Annotated in this window: 17 protein-coding genes; 6 read left to right on the top strand and 11 right to left on the bottom strand. The window is 41.1% G+C overall.

All coding sequences use genetic code 11. The annotated features are described in order from the left end of the window. The first annotated feature begins 236 nt into the window (after positions 1-236). Positions 237-1112 carry an SDR family oxidoreductase gene (locus V7K42_RS13100; RefSeq protein ID WP_334916769.1) on the top strand — a complete coding sequence of 292 codons (876 nt, stop codon included), beginning with the start codon at positions 237-239 and terminating at the stop codon, positions 1110-1112. An 83-nt stretch (positions 1113-1195) separates the two neighbouring features. Beyond that, on the top strand, positions 1196-2677 hold the full coding sequence (locus V7K42_RS13095; protein WP_334916767.1) for an HlyD family efflux transporter periplasmic adaptor subunit: 1482 nt from the start codon (positions 1196-1198) through the stop codon (positions 2675-2677). A 201-nt stretch (positions 2678-2878) separates the two neighbouring features. Here the strand turns inward: V7K42_RS13095 and V7K42_RS13090 are convergent, their stop codons facing one another. The 3 genes from V7K42_RS13090 to V7K42_RS13080 form a co-directional block, all read right to left on the bottom strand. Further along, the gene (locus tag V7K42_RS13090) at positions 2879-4333 is read right to left on the bottom strand and encodes a DUF1802 family protein (RefSeq protein ID WP_334916765.1); all 1455 of its coding nucleotides are present in this window, start codon (positions 4331-4333) and stop codon (positions 2879-2881) included. 118 nt (positions 4334-4451) lie between these two features. Further along, complete coding sequence (locus tag V7K42_RS13085) at positions 4452-6263, bottom strand: P-loop NTPase fold protein (RefSeq protein WP_334916763.1); 1812 nt, start codon at positions 6261-6263, stop codon at positions 4452-4454. 135 nt (positions 6264-6398) lie between these two features. Continuing rightward, on the bottom strand, positions 6399-7055 hold the full coding sequence (locus V7K42_RS13080) for a hypothetical protein (RefSeq protein WP_334916761.1): 657 nt from the start codon (positions 7053-7055) through the stop codon (positions 6399-6401). Between the two features lie 333 nt (positions 7056-7388). On the opposite strand from V7K42_RS13080, the gene V7K42_RS13075 reads away from it, so the two are divergent. Together V7K42_RS13075 and V7K42_RS13070 are read left to right on the top strand one after the other, a co-directional pair. Beyond that, positions 7389-7880 (top strand): hypothetical protein, encoded by a 492-nt coding sequence (locus V7K42_RS13075; protein ID WP_094328829.1) that lies wholly within the window; start codon positions 7389-7391, stop codon positions 7878-7880. A gap of 94 nt (positions 7881-7974) precedes the next feature. After that, the gene (locus V7K42_RS13070; RefSeq protein ID WP_334916759.1) at positions 7975-8307 is read left to right on the top strand and encodes a translation initiation factor; all 333 of its coding nucleotides are present in this window, start codon (positions 7975-7977) and stop codon (positions 8305-8307) included. Between the two features lie 164 nt (positions 8308-8471). Here the strand turns inward: V7K42_RS13070 and V7K42_RS13065 are convergent, their stop codons facing one another. The 5 genes from V7K42_RS13065 to V7K42_RS13045 all read right to left on the bottom strand — a co-directional run bounded on the left by V7K42_RS13065 (position 8472) and on the right by V7K42_RS13045 (position 11863). Next, positions 8472-8621 carry a hypothetical protein gene (locus V7K42_RS13065; RefSeq protein WP_334916757.1) on the bottom strand — a complete coding sequence of 50 codons (150 nt, stop codon included), beginning with the start codon at positions 8619-8621 and terminating at the stop codon, positions 8472-8474. Between the two features lie 763 nt (positions 8622-9384). Next, complete coding sequence (locus V7K42_RS13060; protein WP_094332783.1) at positions 9385-9600, bottom strand: NAD(P)H-quinone oxidoreductase subunit O; 216 nt, start codon at positions 9598-9600, stop codon at positions 9385-9387. Between the two features lie 79 nt (positions 9601-9679). Beyond that, positions 9680-10540 (bottom strand): DNA-formamidopyrimidine glycosylase, encoded by an 861-nt coding sequence (locus V7K42_RS13055; RefSeq protein WP_334916756.1) that lies wholly within the window; start codon positions 10538-10540, stop codon positions 9680-9682. Between the two features lie 251 nt (positions 10541-10791). After that, a complete protein-coding gene (locus tag V7K42_RS13050; RefSeq protein ID WP_094332781.1) occupies positions 10792-11007 on the bottom strand; it encodes a photosystem I reaction center subunit IV in 216 nt (71 codons plus the stop codon). Between the two features lie 271 nt (positions 11008-11278). After that, entirely contained in the window at positions 11279-11863 is a 585-nt protein-coding gene (locus V7K42_RS13045; protein WP_334916754.1) for a PAP/fibrillin family protein, read from the bottom strand. A gap of 231 nt (positions 11864-12094) precedes the next feature. Between V7K42_RS13045 and V7K42_RS13040 the strand changes: the two genes are divergently transcribed. Together V7K42_RS13040 and mraY are read left to right on the top strand one after the other, a co-directional pair. Then, positions 12095-12331, top strand: coding sequence for a DUF3134 domain-containing protein (locus V7K42_RS13040; RefSeq protein WP_334916752.1), 237 nt, complete (start codon positions 12095-12097; stop codon positions 12329-12331). A gap of 79 nt (positions 12332-12410) precedes the next feature. Then, complete coding sequence (mraY, locus tag V7K42_RS13035) at positions 12411-13502, top strand: phospho-N-acetylmuramoyl-pentapeptide-transferase (protein ID WP_094341349.1); 1092 nt, start codon at positions 12411-12413, stop codon at positions 13500-13502. A 230-nt stretch (positions 13503-13732) separates the two neighbouring features. Here the strand turns inward: mraY and V7K42_RS13030 are convergent, their stop codons facing one another. From V7K42_RS13030 to psb28, 3 genes are all read right to left on the bottom strand, one after another. Further along, entirely contained in the window at positions 13733-15484 is a 1752-nt protein-coding gene (locus V7K42_RS13030; RefSeq protein WP_334916750.1) for a diguanylate cyclase, read from the bottom strand. A 124-nt stretch (positions 15485-15608) separates the two neighbouring features. Beyond that, positions 15609-16121, bottom strand: a complete 513-nt coding sequence (locus V7K42_RS13025; RefSeq protein WP_094341347.1) for a MogA/MoaB family molybdenum cofactor biosynthesis protein — start codon at positions 16119-16121, stop codon at positions 15609-15611. Positions 16122-16225: 104 nt separating this feature from the next. Beyond that, entirely contained in the window at positions 16226-16567 is a 342-nt protein-coding gene (psb28, locus tag V7K42_RS13020) for a photosystem II reaction center protein Psb28 (RefSeq protein WP_334916748.1), read from the bottom strand. Positions 16568-16643: the final 76 nt, after the last annotated feature.

Here is a 16643-nt window from a genome sequence, read left to right as displayed (position 1 = left end):
ATCCCATTTTCCTATCCCCTGCATCTACAAGGATGTGGGGGATCATTGTGAGAGTATTAAGATAAATAAGGTGTGACTTATTGGCTTAGTTGGCGTGAGGATATTTTGAGCATCGTAACAAAGTATAAAAATATGCTCATATCTCTGTTTAAGTATTGCTCAAGGGATTTTGAGCATATATCAAGAATTTCAAGAACTATAAACGCTGAAAGTATTCAATTTAGGTATTTATTTATATGTTTCTAGTAACTGGGGCAACGGGAGGAATTGGTCGCAGAGTTGTGCGACTCCTTCGACAACGAGAACAGTCTGTGCGGGCATTTGTCCGCCTTACCTCGCGCTACAGCGAGTTAGAACACCGGGGTGCAGAAATCTTTATCGGTGATTTGCTGCACGAAAAAGATATTCAAAAAGCTACTCAAGGTGTGAAGTATATTATCAGCGCCCACGGTTCTGATAGCGATGCTCTATCCTTAGATTACCGCGCCAATATTGAACTGATTGACCAAGCAAAAGCCAATGGCGTAGAGCATTTTGTGTTCATTTCTGTACTAGGAGCCGATCGCGGTTATGAAGACGCTCCCGTGTTCAAAGCCAAACGAGCAGTAGAGCGATATTTAGAAGCTAGTGGCTTGAATTACACAATTTTACGCCCAGCTGGATTAGCATCTAACTTGCTGCCACTAGTAGAACGATTTCGGGAAACGGGGTTGTATCTGCTAATTGGCGATCGCAAAAACCGTACCTCAATTGTCAGCACCGATGATTTGGCAAGGATAGTAGTCGATTCTGTGACAGTTGCAGGCGCTCGTAACCAGATTTTACCAGTGGGAGGCCCGGAAATTTTATTACGAGAAGATATTCCCCGGATTTTTGGTCGGATTTTCGTCAAAGAGCCAGTAATAATTAACTCACCACTATTCTTAATTGATGGGTTACAAGGTGCATTGGGTTTATTTAATCCCCAAATCCAAAAAGCTTTGGGAACTTATCGCACATTGCTAGCAAATGAATTTTTCTGTACAAAAGATGAAATTGCCAATTTAGAAGCGATTTTTAACTTCCAATTAGAGACATTAGACAACTTTTTGCGGCGCTATTTAGCAGTTTGAATTAAACACAAGTCATTGGTCATTGGTCATTAGTGAATAACCAAGGACAAAGGACAAATGACAAGTAACAAAGGAAAAAATATATGGTAAATGCTGCTCAAGCACGACAGACAAAAGAGCGATTCGCCCAACCAGAGGAACAACTCACTTATGAATTGGGGAAGGCGGTACAGGAATTGCCACCCCTATACACGAGATTATTAGCGGGAACGATGAGCGTCATCGTATTTGGAGCGATCGCTTGGGCGTACTTCTCGCAAATCGATGAAGTCGCAACAGCACCAGGAGAATTAATTGCTTCCACACAGGTAAGACCGGTGACATCTTTGGGTGGGGGGTCAATTGTAGCTGTGAAAGTGCAAGAAGGCGATCGCGTTACTAAAGGTCAAATTCTGATTCAAAAAGACCCAGACTTGCAGAAAAGCGACGTTTCCCGCCTAGCCAAATCCACAAGATTGATTCAAGACGATTTGCAACGTTTGGATGCAGAACGCACTGGAGGCAAAACTACTGGGACGAAACTGCAAGATGAACTTTTAAACTCCCGCCTGCAAGACTACCAAGCACGTCAAGCAGGGGCGGAAGCAGAAGCAAATCGCCAATTAGCACTCATCGATCAAGCAAAAGTTCGCCTGACTCGATTGCAAGACAACTTAGTTAATGCCAAAAGCAGCGTTGGCAATGCTCAAACCAACCTGGCCAACGCAGATAGCATTCGGATTAGAATTGAAAGTAATTTGGCACTTGCACAAGAAAGGGAAAAAAGCCTACGTACTCTAATTACTCCTGGCGCTGTACCTCGTGTGGATTACTTGGATGCCCAAGAAAAATTAACTCGTGCAAAGACAGAAATCACCAGAGCGCAAGATGATGTTACCAATGGCCAGAATAAAATAACAGAGGCTAAAGATAAAGTCACATCATTAGAAAAAGATATTGCTGCCCAAGCCCAAGAAATTCGCCAAGCACAACAAGCTTACAACGCTGCACGCAGTCAGGCTCAACGTGTATCATCAGAACGCCAAAGTGAAATTTTAACCCAGTTCAACAAGCGTAAAGAAGAACTGACAACTATTCAAGGTCAATTAGAACAGGCGAGAAAGCAGCAAGCTTTAGAAACCATTGAGGCTCCCGTTGCTGGTACGATTTACCGAGTCAAAGCCACCAAGGGGCCAGTCCAATCTGGTGAAGAATTGGTATCAATTTTGCCAGAAGGGGAAGAAATGCTTCTAGAGGTGAAAGTTCTCAACCGCGATATTGGGTTTATTCGTCAAGGAATGAAGGCAAAAGTAAAAATGGCGACTTTCCCCTTCCAGGAATTTGGGATTGTGGATGGCGAAGTTATGCAAGTTAGTCCGAATGCAATTGTTGATAAAGAATTGGGCTTAGTGTTTCCTACAAGAATTAAGCTAAATAAACATTCAGTGAATGTGCGTGGTCAAGAGGTAGAATTTACACCAGGAATGTCTGCTACAGGTGAAATTGTCACTCGTAAAAAGTCAATTTTGACATTCATTACTGAGCCTGTGACACGGCGGTTCAACGAGGCTTTTTCAGTTAGATAAATTTGTAGTGTCTGCTGTCATAGCTATTTCAAAAGCTCTGCCTGGGTTTATCATTTGCTAAATCCAGGCATTCTTTGACGATAGACGAGCGATCGCTAGTTTTTTTAACGAACCGTATACTCCTGCAAGGAAACAAGCTACGCGCAGCGTCTCGTTAGAGAAGGATGCAAAGGTAAAAAAAGAGAGAGATATATACTATTTTTAGTTAATAGGTAAATCGCGGAGAAAGTAAAAGCGATCGCTCTTCCAATCACTGCCTTTTATTCGTCCTAAATAGCCTGTTAAGGGTGAAGAAAGTTCTATAAGAATTTCGTGCATTTCTATTGTTTTTATTGGCTGTGGTGGATATGAACCGAAATATGCACCATGTAGAGATTCAACACCAGCAGATTCTATACCTGAGTTTTGTAGATAATTTTTCACAAGCTGGATAATGTGCGATCGCAATTTAATCTCTCTCTCAGCTTTATCAATATATTCACCAATTTTATAGTCAATTTGCCCAGGTTGTAGATATTGCTGTAATTCAACTAAATTAATAGCACCTGGATATTTTGCTTTGAATTCAACTAACTTTTGTAAAGTCATAGCATTAATAATACTTACTTTCCATTTTTGCGCGGCTTTTAGTATATCTCTAGATGGATTACCTGGGCCAATTACTAATTTTGCTGAATCAATAAATTGATCAGCACCTAAATGCATTCCGCCTAGCTTAATTAATTCCTCAACTGTACCGCTAGGAATAAGTCTACCCGCTTTACACTCGCAAACAATAGGGTAAGGTTTTGAACAATATAAATCTAAGCCTCCAGCACCACCTTTGAAAGCATTTTCAACTTTGAAGCCTAAAAACTCCAGACTTTGACGTGCGATGTTTTCAAAATCTGTACCAGCTTGGTAGTTATTTTTTTTCTCGTCTTGTTCGATGCTGCGATCGCCCAATTTTGTAATATTACTTATCCAAGCTAAATTTACATCGGGTTGCTTGATTAGCCTGTCACTACTCCAACCCAAAAATGCTTTGATATCGTCGTCTAATTGTTTCGCTGCTGGTTGGCTAATAATGAGGGATGCGATCGCACTTTGCAATTCTTCTAATTCAGGGTGTAGTGGCGGCTGTCGGTTTTCCAGTTGATGCTTGCGTTGGGCGAAAGTGCGATCGTTTAATACGGGACTGACTTCGGAAATAGTTAAAGGCTCTCCTAAGTAAACAAACTGGCTGTTTACTTTTATAGAGAGTGTAATTAGTTTGGACAACTGATAAACGCGCAAGTATAACAAAAAAATATTATGTCTTTGCGTTAATATTTCTTGTAATGCTTCTGTAGTCCAAATTGTTAACGGTGATAAAGCAGACAATGATTCCGTATTATGTAGAGGTTCACACTTTTCACACCTTACCCAGGCTTTAACTGATATAGTTTCAGGACTTACTTGGGTAAGAGCAGTTTTAGCAGTAGCCAAGAAACTTGAGTGATAGTACTGCTCAACTGGCAGTATATTAATTGAAGCATCCGTTGGATAAAGGGCAAATTGACGCTCTGGAACAATATAATTTTTGCACATTGCGACAATCGCTCGTCCTTGAATTAATGCCTCAATATCTGGCGCAGGCAAGCAAATAGCAGTATTAATTACAACAGAATTATTCATTATTGCTGAAAAATCCAAACATTGCGGCTAAAAAACCAAGTCTACCTGTACGGGCTTGGTTTTTTTAGCCCGAAGTTTTTCGCTTAAGGGAAATTTATTACCAAAATATATACCTATTTTAAATATTTTCATCAATAGCATCTTCAGGAATTCGCCCAGATGGATCGCTGAGAATTTCACGGATGAGATTATTATCGAGTATTATTCGATTTTCTCTAGCAAAATCAACGATTTGTGCTTCAGTTAATTCATAATCATTTCGGGCTTTCCTGATATAATCAATTGCTAAGAGTGGCTGAATCTCTTCAGATTTTAATAACACCCATTCTCCACCTAGATGTTTTGACAAAAGTTTTTCCAAATACTGTTTTGCTTTACTACCACTGCTAATATTTTTAGAGCGAACTAAGCAACCACGAGTTAAATCAAATTTTTTGTATTCAATTAAGCGCTTCAATCCAGCTTGGAGAAACATACCACTAACTCCTTCAAGAACAGCTATGCCAATTTTTACAATATTAGCGTTCTCCTCACCCACAATTTTAAAATTAATATATCCTTGGTCTACACTACGAGTTTTAACGTCTACAATTTCCATGATTTTGACATTTTCTAAAGTTTGTCCAACTAGGTTAGAAAAGCCAAATCTCAGAGCATTAGCGAGTTTATTGTTATCCTCAATATCATCTTTTATCTTACTTTTAAGCGCTGCCATTTCCTTATTAAAAGCAGATTCTACTGGGTGCTTTAACAGTGGTGGTGTTATTATTTCAGTAGGAATACTCCAGTTTTCTGCACACCATTGTAAAACCTTTCTAACCATTGGTTTTTCCTTTCCAAGTTCTCTCAGTTTCTCTTCATCAAAAGGATAAACTGAATGAGGTGGTGTTACTTCATGTTGGTCATAAAAGTCTTTTAACCACTGGGAAACTAAGGCAATAATATCTTCAGATTTGAGATAAGTTAACTCAATACTTCTTTGAGCGATCCGATCTGTAACTGATTCTGCCTCTTTTAAAGCTCTTATTTGATCAGTCCAGGTTTGAGGAAACATCGCCGTTATAAAAACACCGCGTTTAATTTTATCATATAAATCCTTGGCTAAAATGGCAGTAACTTGTGATGCTGTGAATCCAGCATCATTACACATTAGAATACTTTCCAATTCGTCAAAACAAATGACTATTGGTTTGTAATCACTAATCAAATCGAGAATTTGACGAACTGTGCTGAAAGCTTGGGCTTCTCTATCCTGAGCGCTGGAGTTTGCTAAACCTAATGCATCAGCTCTTGACTGTGGTAGTTCTTGACCAGCAAGCCAGTTTATAGCGTAACGCTCCTCAGATGGATTAGAGGAAAGTGTCCATAAAATTGCAGCGATAATATCAGGGTTTTCAATGTCATGCTTAATTCCCAGAACTCGATCCGTCCAATGCTCAACTACCTTGGAATTTACTTTTAAAACTTCGGAAAAGTGACGAACCATTTGCTCTGGCGTGAAGATTTTGTTGTAAGCTTCATTGAAAATAGCAGTTGCTAATTCCCGCCACTGGCTCATTCCTTGGCTACCGATGTGTTTGAGGCTATTTGCTAAATTTCGTAAAAATTCAGCTTTAATTCGATTTAAATCGTTAATCTCGCTCGTATAAACAAATAAAGCACTACCATCAGTCTGAAGTTGGCGGCGAATTCGACTGATAAGATGGCTTTTGCCTAATCCTCTTTCAGCCTTGATAGTAATGCCTATGACTGGCTGTTGTTTGGTACGAACTTTTTCAATAGCATCAAAAATAGCATCTGAGGCATGGACATTTAAAGAGGGAACGTCAGGAAAACCTGTGACCCAAATATCTTGACTTCTAACTACTAAAGGTCTGTCAAATGGGTTGTGACTTTTGATGGCATTAATTAGGCCGTTGTCGTTAGACATTGATCTAGAGTGAGGTGAATTTTGGATTTTGGATACTAGATTTTGGATGCTAGATTTTGGATTGCTCACTATTTGTAGCTGCACGACATCTAAACTAGCGTTTCAGTGGGTGTGAAGAGCAACCTAAGAATTGGTTTATGAGTTTAAACGCTTGGCGTAGCAGCGTAACCCACTTAATGGGGTAGTTATGGAATCTTCCAGTTTGTCCGGATCGCTATCTGACAAGCTACCGCCTTGGAGTTGCAAAATGTCCTTCTCTTGCATTTCCAGCAGCCACTCATTGAAATATTCACGACTAACCCGATCGCCTATTTCTCTCCTGATACGATAAATTGGCACAAGATCATCTAAGTTGTAGTTTTGGTTCAGCTTGTCGTAGACTTCCAGCGCCACTAATTTAAAATTGTCGTAAGATGCGATCGCACCCTTCCCATTAATTGGTACATCTGCACTAACTACCGCAACATCGATCTGACTAATCCACTTCACCAACGCATTCGCTGCCCAAGTTCCGACAATTGTCCCTTCAAACTTAAACTCGCCAGTCCTCAAACCCTCACCCAATACCTCTAAACCTTTAGGAGATGTCAGAGAATATCCCTTTTTAGAGATTGCGATCGCACCTTGATTCTGCAATTCTTCAAACGAACCCTGATAATCTGCTACTTTCTGACTTTTGGATACAATTCGCTTCGTGAGTTGACCCTTCTTAACTTCCTGTTGCGTTCCTCCCAAATCCCACAAAGCCAAAAGGAGACGAGTGCTAATTTGGGCTACATTTTTTGATGTCATATTGAGTGTATTTTTTGACAAAGATCAGCATAGTAACTGTATCTTTTTAATTTATTTACCGACGAAAAATAACCGAGAAATTGCTGAACATTGCGACGTTTCAGCTAAATTGATTAATCAAAAATCAACAATATATTTCCTTGGGATGAATGCAGTTTCTCTCAAAGGCAGGATGGAAGACTTGAGAAAATCAACGATCATGACAATTAAACGCTGTAGCTGATGCAGTTACAAATCAAGTGGTTTTTTCGATCGCAGGCGAAATAACAGGAATTTCAACTTGGTTTCTGCAACAGCAAGGCTCTTAGCAAATAAAGGTGATAACGAAATCCGATGAATACAATATATAAAGAACGTAAAATAGTTTCGCGTCTATTCGCAGTGCTGCTTTCGGCATTGCTAATGGTACCCTTGCTGAGTAGCTGCGGAGGCGGTTCCCAAAAAGCCTCAGTTCCACCACCTGTTGATGATAGTGTTGGTAGAACAGTGAGCGATCGCAACACAAACCAACCCGAAGCTAAGAAGGGATTGGGTACAGGGCAAAAAGTGGCGCTTTTAGCAGGTGCTGCTGGACTTTATTACCTCTACAATCAGCATAAAAATGCTTCACAAGAAGGAGCGCAAGGTAAGTACTATCTTTCCAAGAATGGGCGTGTATACTACCGTGATGCTGAACATCGCGCCCATTGGGTAACACCCCCAGCAGAAGGAATTCGAGTCCCCGAATCTGAAGCACAAAAATATCGGGAATTCCAAGGCTACAACAGAAGTACTACAGGTCGCGATCTCACTGGTATAACTTCATCCGCAGCACCGCAACTCTAGACCAGCCAAGCGTGTGTAAATCTAAAGCGGGTTTCCAGGAGGATAACGCCGATGGCGCACGTCGGAAACACGAACTCAAATCAGGAGACAGATCATGGTAGATGAATTTTTCCGAAAGGCGAAGGACTTGCTTTTGGGATCGAACAACGATCAAACTGAACAAGATCGCCAATTGCGCGATCGCAATGTCCGCCCAGCCAGTGAAGATCCCTACGGCGATCCCGCAGACCCGGCATCTTACGGCGATGTCCGTCCAGCCAGCGAAGATCCCTATGGCGACCCCGCAGATATCGCATCTTACGGCAACGTTCGCCCAGCTAGTGAAGACCCTTATGGCGATCCCGCAGACACAGGGGAGTTTGGTGATGTCCGCCCAGCCAGCGAAGACCCCTACGGCGACCCCGCAGATCAAGATTCCCGCCGTTAATGCCAAATTAATCTCATGGTGTTGGTTTTCATAGCGCGAGCAATTTTGGAATAACAAATAAGGCAGTGGGTTCAAATCCTCTTGCCTTTTCTTTTTGTTGCTATTTCAAACTTAATCAACGCATTCCAATCATCATCAATGAATCCGATAACTTGTATCTTAAATTAGGAATTATTTGCTCGCTTATTGTTATCCAAAATTTCCTGCGATCGCTCAAGATTTTGACGTACAGATTGAGCCGAAGTATGCAAACACTCTCTTTCTTCATTGCTGAAAGTTAATTCCAATACACGCTTGCAAGCCAAATAAGTCATCGCATCCAACGGATTAGTAAGGACAACAAAATAGCATTGGGAAAAATACCTCTTGCATAAATCAAAAATACAGAACCCCTCCCAAAAAGCGGGGAGGGATTGGCTGTTAGGGACTGTTGCAAAAGGTCTAAGAGGATGTTTGAAAAGTCCTATTGTCGGTATTAAAAGTTTTAGATCCCCCTAAATTCCCCTTAAAAAAAGAGACTTTAAGACTCTTATTCCCCCCTTTTTAAGGCAGAGCTGTTTCATTCCCTAAATAACTCTAAATATCAAGGGTTCTAGCGATTTAAAATTGATTATTTTGTTACCAGCGTGCCAAGAAAATGAATAATTTTACTGTTGTTTAAGTGCTTAAAAGTTCATCTTCTCGTCACCTCACTTAGAGGTAGTTTGAAAAGTATTTGGCTGTGATTTTAGGCACTTAGAGATCCCCCCTAGCCCCCCTTCAAAAGGGGGGAACCGGAATCAAAGTCCCCCTTTTGAAGGGGGATTTAGGGGGATCTGAAATGTTTTGCTACCAACGAGAGGACTTTTCAAACATCCTCTTACAATTTTCTCGCTAACCATCTTGACAAATCCTGTTTGAAATGGAATGAAACAGCCCTGCTTTGTTAAGGGGGGTTATGGGGGATCTAAGAAGTGCCTAAAATCACAGTGAAATACTTGTTCATTCAACCTCTAACAAGCGAAGTCGAAATAAATGCTGTTAGCGGTAGCGAGGCGTTTAGCCCATTCTGAATTCCAACTCCTGAATTCTTTTTTATTATTTAAACTCTTCTAGTTGATCTACACGTAACCAAACGTTTGGTGTCGGCACTTTCCCGAACTTAATCAGGGCGTAATCACCTTTGACATCTAGAATTTCGCCCTTGGTTTCAAACAAATAAGAAGGAAAGCGAGTATCACTAGCTTTTGCTTCCAAACTGTTTTCCAGTTTCTCGCGGATCGCGCGAACCATATCTCCCTTTTTAACTGCCATGAATTTTCCTTTCAAATTTATAGATTGTTTTATCTGCATTTTAGGAGAGTTCCGAATTAAAAGTAAAAATTCTTAACTCCTAACTCCCAACTCCCCCTAAGGTTTGACACTGTAGGCAAAAATGACTAGATCGCCCAGCCAACCTAATCCGTTGAATTGGCTTACCACAAACTCGACAGGGTTCTCCAGCGCGGTTATAAACCCAGGCAACACCACCATAATTGCCGTTGACACCTTTAACACTTAAGAAGTTACTAAAAGTTGTACCGCCAGCCTGAATGCTGGTTTCTAAAACTTGAATTATGGCTGTTCGCAAACGCTCAATTTGCTTTAGCTGTAAATCTATACACAATGTTTCAGGTAAAATTCCACTCTTAAACAGGGCTTCATCGGCATAAATATTTCCTAATCCCGCCACCACCGACTGATCCAGTAGCGCAGTCTTAATTGGACGGCGGCGGTTTTTAAGTTTACTTGCTAGATATTCAACAGTGAATTGCGGTGAAAATGGATCTGCTGCCAGTTTTGCCAAACCAGTCATAATATTTTCTACAGCAACACCAGGCGGAACCCACCAAATTTTACCGAAGGTGCGCTGATCGACAAAACGCAATTCCTGCCGATCCCCAAAGAATAATCTAACCCGCGTGTGCTTATGTAATGGTTCATCTCGATGTAGCCAAAGTAGTTGACCGGTCATTCGTAGATGAACCCCTAGCCAACTGGTTGATGAAGGGGAAGAAAGTTCGGCGAGGAGATATTTACCGCGACGATACCAAGTAGCTATTGTATTCTGGTTAATTCCATCAACAAACTCACTTACAGAAAACGGGTAGGCGATGGTGCGATTGAGCAGCACATCTCCACCCGTAATTTCTTGGTTAAGGGTCAATTGATTTAGACCCTTTCGGACTGTTTCAACTTCAGGCAGTTCAGGCATTCAAGCTGATTAAGCAGACAATTTTAATGTACTTGGGGGTTCAATAAAGAAGAGATGGGGTAGTAACTTACACAGCCGTAGATGGCTCGTTATTATTACCCAAGAGAAACCGTAAATACCCGCAGGGCGGCTCTCATAGATTAGGGTAGGCTAGGATGAAGAATGAATGAACTGAAATTTCAGACTTCATACCTTCAGACTTAAGACTACCCTTCATCATCGCATCAAACAACCCACTTGTAGCTTTGCTGCTATTTTTTAGGTGGTTTAGCCTTTGGTGCTTCAACCTCGACTAATTCATCCTGAGCAAAGTTGTTGGTATTGATACCAGAGTAATTGACCTTATCAAAGCGGACAATTACAGGGTATTTGATGCCGCTTTGGTCAATGGAAGCCACAGTTCCAAGATCCTGAAACCAGTAGGATTCAGGGCGGAGAATACGTACTTTAGAACCACGTTGAACCATGATTATTTTCCCTTTTAGTTATCAATCGCCAATCTAGAGGGCTAATTGATTTCACTCTACAACCTGAAGGTCGCGGCAAGAGTCTTTGTTAAGTTATTTATCTGAATTTGGTGTAGCGCATTGGTCAATGGACATTGAATATTAATTATTCGTATCTCTCTCATCTCGTCCACCCAATACCATATACCAAATTTAAAACTGTATTAAACCCTACTTGACAAGGTAGCCATTATAGCTTACCTTCATTGCGAAACAGTATTTTTGCACAAACTTATGTTTTACTCAATATGAACACGCTCCCCTCGTTACCTCTGCCGATCCGCAGATCGTTATCTATATAAGTGATATCTAACCAGCCTTGCTGTCGATCGCTGTTTATAGCAACATCAATTGCCGGAAATTTTCTACCTTCTTCAATTTGTTGGATAAAAGTTACCGGAGAATTGTATTCTATTAAACGTTGTAAGCCGATAATAGACCGCTCAAATTTTACTTGGACACGTTGACCTGAAACTGGCTCAAATTTAGCAGCAATGCTGACTAATCCTTCCAAATAAGGTAAGCCATAAATCTCAGCTATGTTGTAAACACTGGTAGTCTCTACCCGGATACACTGATAGATTTGACCTAGTTTGCAAAAAGGTAGACGATCTAAATTTAAAAGAGCCTTGCTATTGGTGTATAGTAATCGCCAATTGCCGTCTAGCAAATTACCAGCTTCCACCGGACGGGGTGTAGGATTAAAGTCTTCTAAATTGGCGATCGCTGCTAAGATAGCCTGTTTCTGGGCTTCAGTCGCCAGTAAACCGCGATTAGTACCAGCGATCGCATCTATGAGAGCCGCTTTTCCCATCATCGCCTAGTCACCTCTAAAATCACTCACTTTCCATCAGCATAAACAAGATATTCATAACCTATGTGTAGAACCATAAAATTACTAAGAATCGCTTGACTTAAGCCTAAATAAAAATTTCTATCTGAATGCGGATTTATCAACCAAAGGGTTGAAAAGATAACTAAATTAATCCGTGTCAAGTGATAGACTCTAAATGTCAACTTACGTAAACCTTTTCTTGTCTTCTTTGATATGTTGAACTCTCCATTACGTGAAGAACCCCGTAACCAGCGAGCCCATATCATCCCCATCAAGCCAGAGTCTTCTTTATTAGATTGGTTGGAAAATAAGGGTCGGATAATAACACGTGACGTTCACGAACCTTATTTTCAAGATGGCGAAGAAGAAATAAACTCCCTAATGGGTGTAGAAGATGGAATTGGCTACGACCTTGATGATAATGACGATATAGGAATCGCCGAGGATTAGCCTTTTCAGGCTAGGGACTTGGTAGTATCCCTAGCTATTAGTATTCAATTTAATAAGTGTGGAGTGAAGGGAAACTTCTGTGGACGCTAAATTATCTCCTGAGCAAGGACTAAATATTTCTGGAATCGCGCTAGCCTCTTTGTTAGCCGTTGGTCTAGGTACAACAGCATTTTTCTTGGATTCGATGGCCAACAGACTACCTTGGCAAAGTATGTCGTTAACCCTGCCACTGCTGTTGTGTGCTCTGGGTTCAGGTGCTGTGGGCTATTGGGTAATACCTTTACTTCAAGCACTTAAAACTGGACAAATAATCCGCGAAGATGGGCCCCAAGCTCATTTAAAAAAGGCAGGCACCCCCACAATGGGAGGTATATTTTTTATCCCTGTAGGTGTGATTATTGCTTGCATCTTGTCTAACTTTGCTACAGATGTCCTTGCAGTTTCGGCATTGACAATTAGCTACGGATTGATTGGCTGGCTCGACGATTGGCAAATTCTCCGCCGAAAATCAAATAAAGGTATATCTCCCCGAACGAAACTCGCTTTGCAAGTAGGTTTTGCAGCAGTGTTTTGTCTATGGCTGATGTTTAATCAACCTTCTAATATTACGAATATTGCTTTACCTTGGGTAAGCTTCACACTACCATTAGGATTTTTATTTTGGCCCTTAGCAGGTTTTGTGCTAGTTGCAGAAAGTAATGCGACTAATTTAACAGATGGGATTGATGGCTTGGCAGCAGGAACAGTAGCGATCGCACTTTTGGCATTAGGTGCCTTAATCGCACCCACAGCACCCGGATTGATGGTTTTCTGTGCGGCTTTAAGTGGTGGGTGTTTAGGTTTCTTAGCCCATAATCGTAATCCAGCCCGCGTTTTCATGGGAGATACTGGTTCCCTGGCACTGGGAGGAGCATTAGCTGCTGTAGCGCTATTGACAAACACCTTAGTAGCACTGTTCATTCTCAGTGGTATCTTCTTTGTAGAAACCCTTTCGGTGATGGCACAGGTGAGTTATTACAAAGCCACGAAAGGCCCCGATGGCAAAGGCAAACGCCTGTTCAAAATGGCACCCTTACACCATCATTTAGAACTCACTGGCTGGTCAGAATTGCAAGTAGTTGGAGTATTTTATATAATCGCGGCTATTTTAGCTACCATCTGTTTAGTGTAGGCGCAGCCCACCGCAGGCATAGCTTCATTCTGAATCAAATCATGTTTTGAGAAAATAGTTGAAGACCAAAAAACAACTCCCACATCTTCAGGGAGTTGTTTTTTATAGGGGAAAATCTATTATCCATAAACCTTGTAGAGATGTGAAACTGGATTGGGCTTTCTCCTGCTACGCTGAAGCGTCTCTAGATTCTATTTCACCATTTGCAGTTTTATGAATTACGAATTATTTTAATTGTACCTATTTACATACTCCATAACCCGATTCTTGCCTGTTCGCTTTGCCTCAAGCATCGCTTGATTTGCCCGATTCAGAAAATCCGTAACCGTAATTCCTGGTTCTGAGACAGCTATTCCAAAAGAAGCGGTAATACCTTGAAGAATCCGCTCGCCGTCCTTCAATTGCATTTGTTCAACATCTAGCCTTAGTTGTTCTACTCGCTTCCTGAGCGTTTCCAGCGTCATATTAGGCATTACAATCACAAATTCTTCACCACCCCATCGGCAAGGAATATCAAAAGAGCGAATTGATTTTAACAGCAGTTTTGCTAATCCCCGAATAACAATATTGGCAGTCAAATGCCCATAGCGCGAGTTATAAGCTTTAAAGTTATCAATATCAAGGAAAATAACACTAAGAGGTTGTCCAGACCGTTCAGCCTCCGCTAGCCTTTGTTCCAGTATGGTTTCCATATAGCTTTGATTGAATAGTTGGGTCATCCCATCCCGCAAATTATCATAAGTTAAACGTTTTTTTATCGATAGATTATTCAGTGCAAAGCCTAATGTTCTAGCAATAATCTCAGTAATTTGTTGATCTTCTGAACTGATTTCTTCAAGAGCATAGAGGTGTAGAATCCCAACTACTTCGCCTTGTCCAAACAATGGGAAGCACAAATGTGCGCCATTAATCGGCTGTATTAAGTGGCTGCACATCAGTCCTGAGTTACAAGGCGATAAAAGGTTTAATTTTCCTCTTCGCAATGCCCAGCATTGAGATATTGAAAATATTTCTTTACTGCTTTTTTCATCTCCCCAAGAACTATTCATCTGAACATAATTCTTGGAATTAGCAATTATATAGATACAACCACTCATACCAGGAAACAGCTTGGAACAGGTTAAAGCAACAACTTGGTACACCTCATCTTCAGACTCGCAGCAATAAAGCATATCGGCCATATCTGAGAGATATATAAGTTCCCGTTTTTTTGCCTCTAATTTCAGTGTTCTTTCTGCTAGCTGCTGATTTAGATCGGTGAGCGATCGCTGTGCTTCTATGGATTCTGTAATATCGATACTGATCCCACCGATGCGGTAAGCACCCGTTGCGTAGTCGCTAAACGGAAACTTAAACGATAACCAGTAGCACGGCCGATCGTTATCAGGCATCCTTACCTCTTCAATTAGCTTTAAAGGGCTCAAAGTCTTCAAAACGACTCGATCGTTTTCCATTACCCGCCGCCCCTCTTCTGGATCTGTCAAGAATTCCCTATCCGTTTTCCCCAACAATTCTTGTGAATCTACCGAAAACCTAGACTGTATTTCCTGGTTGTAGTAAAGCACTCTAGATTGCTCATCTTTGATATAGGCTACAAAGGGGCCCTGATCTAGGAATAGCCTTTGTATCTGCTGGCTGCATTGAAGTTCGCGGGTATTTTCTTGAGATTTGGCGATCGCCTCTAAAATTTGATAAGCGCTTGGTATTAGGCATAGTAATACACATAATGAGACAAATGCCATTACATCAAGTACGCCCAAGTACAACAGCGACACTGCCGAATCTAGCTCAAAGACCGCCAAAAGGTGATGAAATCCGCAAAATATTACGAATCCACCTGATAATAAAAACGCTGGCCAAAACTTAGAAGGGATAGTTGCCTTGGTTTTGGCAAAGAAAATCCCTATTAATATAGGGATGCCAAAGTATGAAAATGCAGTGATGCCGTGAGCAATTATGCAGTTCCAGTAAATAGGCTCCATTGCTGACCTGATATTAACATTTCATTCGTTTTACTATAATTCTGGGTTGTCTCAAGATGTAAGCGTAGAAAGGATGATTTCAGTACTTTATTCCTTAATTTTATATAGCTTCTTAAAAGGCTACTCATTTCAATCCCTTATATAGCTGACTTACCAAGTGAGTAAGTTCGGGCACAATTAGTTTTTCCATCGCCAGCCGCACAGCATTACTAGAACCAGGAAGCGAGAAGATTAATTTATCTTGATAAATACCAGCAACAGCCCGAGAAGCGATCGCCCGCGAACCAATTTCTTGATAACTTAAAAAACGAAATAACTCACCAAACCCTGGCAAAGTTTTCTCCAGTAACTTCTCAATGGCATCGTAGGTGGTATCTCTTGGTGCAATACCTGTCCCACCATTAAAAATTACAGCATCCAAATTTGAGCTTTTACCCAGATGTTCTATCTGCTCTTGAATTTGTGTTGGTTCATCTTTGATAATCGTGTAGGCTCCGACAGCATAGTTAGCACCAATGAGTAACTGCTGAATTAGTTGGCCACTTTTGTCTGTTTCGGGCTTGCGTGTATCGCTGACAGTAATCACAGCACAAGTTACCGTAATCCCAGGTGAATCTGGATGGGGCTGTTGTGTCATGGGTTAAGCTTTTAACTTTCTTTTGATAATGGACAATTGGGCACGGAGAATAGCGCATTTTACATGAAAAAATTACCTATGTCCTGTGCCCTATGCCCTATGCCCTATTTTTCCGCCTTACTGAGTCCGAGATCGTTTTCTTCAGCATACCGTTCCATAAAGCGCATAAAGCGATCCCATTCTTGGGCAGATTTCATCACATAAACTGCTTCTAATGCTTCCGGTTTCCCGTTGACAAATTTACCCTTAACTTCACGGGTAATTATCTCCCCTTCTTCGTCAATCAAGTACATCCCGGTAATGTCTTCGGTACTGCCTTGATCTAAAATCTTCGGATTGGTAAAAATAAACGTCGCTGTACCACTTTCACCAGTGCGCGATCGCGTCAACCGCACCTCTGGAGTTACTTCTTCGTCAAGACCTTTAGAAAACTGGATTTTCGCCATGATCAATGAATTTAAACTTTTGTGATGGTTAATTTAATATTCTCTCATCAATTAGAACACCACGGTCTAGAGGCTA

The organism is Nostoc sp. (assembly GCF_036917455.1).
Lineage (GTDB): Bacteria > Cyanobacteriota > Cyanobacteriia > Cyanobacteriales > Nostocaceae > Nostoc.
Note: the sequence above shows the minus strand (reverse complement) of the source record. Positions and strands in the feature narration are given on the sequence as shown.

Excerpts from the sequence above, each read along its gene's own strand:
- V7K42_RS13040 (WP_334916752.1), top strand. The coding sequence starts at position 12,095 with ATGTTGAACTCTCCATTACGTGAAGAACCCCGTAACCAGCGAGCCCAT.
- V7K42_RS13095 (WP_334916767.1), top strand. The coding sequence starts at position 1,196 with ATGGTAAATGCTGCTCAAGCACGACAGACAAAAGAGCGATTCGCCCAA.
- V7K42_RS13030 (WP_334916750.1), bottom strand. The coding sequence starts at position 15,484 with ATGGAGCCTATTTACTGGAACTGCATAATTGCTCACGGCATCACTGCA.
- V7K42_RS13060 (WP_094332783.1), bottom strand. The coding sequence starts at position 9,600 with ATGGCAGTTAAAAAGGGAGATATGGTTCGCGCGATCCGCGAGAAACTG.
- V7K42_RS13065 (WP_334916757.1), bottom strand. The coding sequence starts at position 8,621 with ATGACTTATTTGGCTTGCAAGCGTGTATTGGAATTAACTTTCAGCAAT.
- V7K42_RS13050 (WP_094332781.1), bottom strand. The coding sequence starts at position 11,007 with ATGGTTCAACGTGGTTCTAAAGTACGTATTCTCCGCCCTGAATCCTAC.
- V7K42_RS13075 (WP_094328829.1), top strand. The coding sequence starts at position 7,389 with ATGAATACAATATATAAAGAACGTAAAATAGTTTCGCGTCTATTCGCA.
- V7K42_RS13085 (WP_334916763.1), bottom strand. The coding sequence starts at position 6,263 with ATGTCTAACGACAACGGCCTAATTAATGCCATCAAAAGTCACAACCCA.
- V7K42_RS13055 (WP_334916756.1), bottom strand. The coding sequence starts at position 10,540 with ATGCCTGAACTGCCTGAAGTTGAAACAGTCCGAAAGGGTCTAAATCAA.
- V7K42_RS13025 (WP_094341347.1), bottom strand. The coding sequence starts at position 16,121 with ATGACACAACAGCCCCATCCAGATTCACCTGGGATTACGGTAACTTGT.
- V7K42_RS13045 (WP_334916754.1), bottom strand. The coding sequence starts at position 11,863 with ATGATGGGAAAAGCGGCTCTCATAGATGCGATCGCTGGTACTAATCGC.
- V7K42_RS13100 (WP_334916769.1), top strand. The coding sequence starts at position 237 with ATGTTTCTAGTAACTGGGGCAACGGGAGGAATTGGTCGCAGAGTTGTG.
- V7K42_RS13080 (WP_334916761.1), bottom strand. The coding sequence starts at position 7,055 with ATGACATCAAAAAATGTAGCCCAAATTAGCACTCGTCTCCTTTTGGCT.
- V7K42_RS13070 (WP_334916759.1), top strand. The coding sequence starts at position 7,975 with ATGGTAGATGAATTTTTCCGAAAGGCGAAGGACTTGCTTTTGGGATCG.
- V7K42_RS13090 (WP_334916765.1), bottom strand. The coding sequence starts at position 4,333 with ATGAATAATTCTGTTGTAATTAATACTGCTATTTGCTTGCCTGCGCCA.
- psb28 (WP_334916748.1), bottom strand. The coding sequence starts at position 16,567 with ATGGCGAAAATCCAGTTTTCTAAAGGTCTTGACGAAGAAGTAACTCCA.